Consider the following 4,304-nt stretch of genomic DNA (forward strand, 5'->3'; position numbering starts at 1 on the left):
GGGCTGCGCCTTCAGCCGCAACGGACAGGCTCCATGTATGTTCATGGGTCAATCCATCGAATGCCTCCACCGATGCGGGAAGCACCGCGACGATTTGCGGACTTTCATTGTCTCCAAAGACGCCTACCAGAAGATCCTTGCAGGCAGGCAAGAACGGAAAGCCTCCTCCATCCATGCCCGGCGAGGTCCAGAGCTGGGCACCATTCTCTCCGGAAAATGCGGAAATGCTGACAGGGTCGATGCCAGCATGGGCGGCAATCGTGCATACAAATATTTCGTCGTTTCCGTCAGAGTCAATATCGAAGATAGTCATCTGACTTATTGGACGCTGCAAGAGTGGCCCAGTCGACGCTGCCCCAATCTCCCAATGAACACCATGTGATTCCCCATCCACTGCTGTCAGCCGTCCGTCGGAATGACTTGAACCAGCGGCGATGATCAATGGTGCCAGCCCCTGACGGCGGGCCACCCCTAGACCATACGGATTGAAGGAGTACGGAAAATTTGTGGTCGCCGGAGGGTGCGGCGGAGACTGCCATTGATGATTGCCAGTCATGGCGTCCATTTCGGATATCGCCCCGTATACGCTTCCCGCACCTGTGGCGGCAAACAGAAACACCGGCCTGCCATCGTCATTCAGGTCAGAAAGTGCCACCGACGAATATGCGCCTGCTCGGTCGTTGAGTATTTCCCACTGGGTCACCCCGGAAAGCCCGTCTATCACGCGAAAAAGTTCATGCTGCTCTGAAATTGCCATACTCGGGCTGTAGGCAATCGATTCCCGAGCTGCACCGGAAATCCTTGCACCGGAAATTGCATTTATCGCATAGCCGCCATTCGGGAAGGTCCGAAGCAACTGTCCATCAGAGCCGTTTCGCACCTGAAGATCACCCCATTGATCTTGACCGAGAACGAGCTCGTCGGAACCATCACCATCAACGTCAACGGTACCCATTGCAGGCACCCTGGGTCGATAAGCGGTCCAGACAAAAGCGAATGGATTGCTTCTGACTACGCTGACGTCACTGCCACCGCGCCGTGCAGCTGCAAACTGTTGAGCTCCAGGACCAAGGTAACTCCCTGCAACAAGACAGCATGTATGCCAGCCTTCATCCAATACCCATTCCAGAGCCTGCGTGGCCCCGTCGATGACTCGAAGCTGAAACCCGTCCAGAACCATCTCAAGCGCAGGATCGGCATCCAGTTGAAGCAGTAGTACCGACGTTCCCAGTTCGTTTGGCAACGTCCACCGAACAGCACCTGTGTCCAAATCAAACACCCGAACGAAATTTCCTTTCATCCCGTCGACTACTACCAGGTCATCGGATCCATCGTTGTCGATGTCGCCGATTGCCGCTGCTGGCAGGCCGGTCAGCAGGCCCAGATCCATGACGCGTACCTGTTCAAGCGGCCAGCCGGAAAACTGCCGGAGCTTGTCGTCCATCCCGAGCAGATAGAGCTGAGGTACGTTTTCTACATTTCGTGCAAGGGCGCGCACGAAATAGGGGATATCCAGCACGATAATCTGTTTGACTCCGATTCCATTCGACGTCCGACCGATGATCTGTAGTACGGTATCGCCACCGGTTCCGGGAACTGCCAGATCCTCGTTACCATCCCCGTCAAAATCCGCAACGGCGAAGCCACCCATACCTGGGTTGACCATCCCGGGGACTTCCCGCCCGATTTCTTCAAAGACAGGAAATTCGGCCTTGGCCGAAAAGGCTGCAAGTACGAGCGTCAACAAGCAGAAACGTACTGCATGCACTGATCGAATTCTCCGGGCAATCGGATAAAAGAGAGCAAGTCCTCTGGCCCTGTGGATCGGATCTCGCCCATTGGGACAGTGCGACATGTCGATTATGCCCCAACATCAACAATCTGGCGTCTTGGACCATGACGAAACTGCGTGTGACCATGCTTGAACCAATGGATGCCCTGTCAATCGCTGGGCTGGAGTCAAGGTGATGACTCACCAACCATTCCCTGGCTCGGGGAATGAGGCGGAAGAAGAGCCCATCCCGCATGAATCACGCCGGCAAGCGCCTCCACCTTCTGTTATTGAATCCTGCCTCGCCTGAAAACGACAAGCTGGCCAAACCCGAGAGCATGCTCCTGGTCGGAATTTTCAGCCAGATCCGATTCCTTGCCTCAACGAGAGGGAGCTTCCAGGAAACGTAGCGCGGCCGCCGAGAAGGACAGTTCGGGATCGTATATGGGCACATGGTCCCCGCCAGGGACTATCCACAACGATGCATTCGGTATCGCTTGAAACATGGCCGACGAGACATCAACCGGAACGAACACATCTCGGTCGCCACTCACGATCAAGGTCGTTGCCGAGATCCTGGACAAGTCGGACGCGGAAAAATCCATGTCCTCGACATCCGCATGGAATCCCCGGAACTGCGCGACGAGCTCAGCCACCTGCGCTTCACCGCGAAACGCGCACTCCCGATACAAGTCTCCCACCTTGGGCGGCATGTTCTCGACAGACGCGCCCTGCATGATCGAACGCGCCTGAGGATTGAAGCGCGGTGCAGCACTGATCAGGACCATTGATTCGATCCGGTCCGGCTGGCGAGTTGCCATGTGCAGCAGGGTCATGCCGCCTGAGCTCATCCCCATCGCAGAGAAGCGCCCGACATCCATTGAATCGAGCAGCGCGAAAACATCCTTCGCCGATTGCCGGTGCGTGAAAGTCTTGTGCGGATTGGTCGAATGGCCATGACCGCGCATGTCCACAATGATCAGTCGATAGTGTTCAGCCAGTGGAGCGACAAACGGCTGCCAGTTGTCTCCACAACCTCCAAACCCATGCAGAAGCACCAGCGGCCTGCCACTGCCCTGCTCCCGGTAGTGCATTTCGATGCCGTTGACTTCAACGGTGTTTCCTTCGGCGCCCGTCGGCTCCACGGAACTCGCAGCCATCGACCCGAAAACGAGATGGGCAGCAAGCAGGAATCCGACCAGACTCGTCATGATTGTTCCTCCGCATACACGGAACCATTGAGCGGCTACTTGTGGATCCAGTCAAGCCGCGCTTGATCTCGACGACAAGCTGGGCAACATGCGCGCACCCAACGACGAGCAAGAGTATCGGAAGGAGCACTCAGACCGAACGCCATTGCCTGTTGATCGCAGATCGAACCGACTCCACCTTCATTCCCTGAACGGACGCCGAAGCGGTGCATCATCAGGCTGGACGCGGGCGAATAATTCACGCACCACTGCATTGACGACGGGAACCCGGTGGCGTAACCACACATGACTCGATTGAGCGGTTGCACCCAACGATGCCTTTGGCTCCATGGCCGTGCGTCCGAAACTCAACTCATTGCAGCCCAGATCGATCGCATCGTCAATCAGTGTCTGCAACAATCGCAGGTATAGCGGCACCTTGGCGTTGACTGAATAGTCGAATCCGACGTAGTAGCCGAGCGCTCGGTCACCATCCTTGATCGTTGTGATGAAGGCGACAATCGCCGAGTCATTTCGAATCAGTGTGCAACGAAAACGCTGTGGTCCCGCAAGCAAGCCCAGCTCCCCGAAATAGCCTGGCGGAAGAGCTGACAGTCTCGTTGAAGCGCGTTGCTCAACTTCGCGATAAAGCATGTTCAACACGGCGTCATGCTCGCTCGCATCAGCATTGCGCTCGACACGATAGCCAGCATCGCTTACCTGCTTGATGATCTTGCGCGCCTTGCCACGGTAGTTCGAGTTCAGGTCTGCCAGGTAGTCATCAAAGCTCTTCCAGGCTTGTCGAATTGGCATTGCCATTTCCGCATCGGTCTGCAGAGGCCGATAGCTGAAGGCACGCAACGGCTGTGCGCTATCGGAACGAACCTGATCAAGATCCTTGATCATCACGTAGTCGATCTTTCCGTGCAGGCGATCCGCGCGACGGATGCGAAAAATCGCTTCGGCGACCGCATGCCAAAGCACATCGGACGATTCATCCTCAGCGAATGCAAGGCCATGAAAACCGCTTGAGACAAGACTGCCGCATACCAGCAAGCGCGCCTTGAATGACTCCAGGGCCTTGTTGCGAACTTTCGAATTCGGCAATTGCACCAACTGATTTCCGGACACATCCAGGATTTGTGCAGCCAACGCAACGATCGGATTGCCATTCCGGTAGACCAGCGCGTAGCGCGTACACATTCCCTCCGGCGAACGGGTTTCAAGCATCGCCCGGTAAGCGCGCGACATGAAAAATGATGCACCTCCGGTCAGCGCATCCCAGTGCTCAGGGTTGAGGAAACCGATACGATCGGCGAGTACCGAATCGAGCCCGCTGGGAG

The 4,304-nt window shown here is 56.3% G+C and carries 3 protein-coding genes; all 3 read right to left on the minus strand.

Annotation, left to right across the window (positions count from 1 at the left end):
- The coding region (locus WBP53_RS07285) for a hypothetical protein (RefSeq protein WP_423927413.1) at positions 1–1,300 on the minus strand (1,300 nt) is incomplete at its 3' end.
- Positions 1,301–2,151: 851 nt separating this feature from the next.
- Complete coding sequence (locus WBP53_RS07290; protein WP_423927415.1) at positions 2,152–2,982, minus strand: alpha/beta fold hydrolase; 831 nt, start codon at positions 2,980–2,982, stop codon at positions 2,152–2,154.
- 180 nt (positions 2,983–3,162) lie between these two features.
- On the minus strand, positions 3,163–4,304 hold a 1,142-nt coding region (locus WBP53_RS07295), incomplete at its 5' end, for a GNAT family N-acetyltransferase (RefSeq protein ID WP_423927417.1).

Source organism: Dokdonella sp. (assembly GCF_049593775.1).
Lineage (GTDB): Bacteria > Pseudomonadota > Gammaproteobacteria > Xanthomonadales > Rhodanobacteraceae > Dokdonella.

What these genes read in the sequence shown, in the direction of transcription:
- WBP53_RS07290 (WP_423927415.1), bottom strand. Translation starts at nt 2,982, where the DNA reads ATGACGAGTCTGGTCGGATTCCTGCTTGCTGCCCATCTCGTTTTCGGG.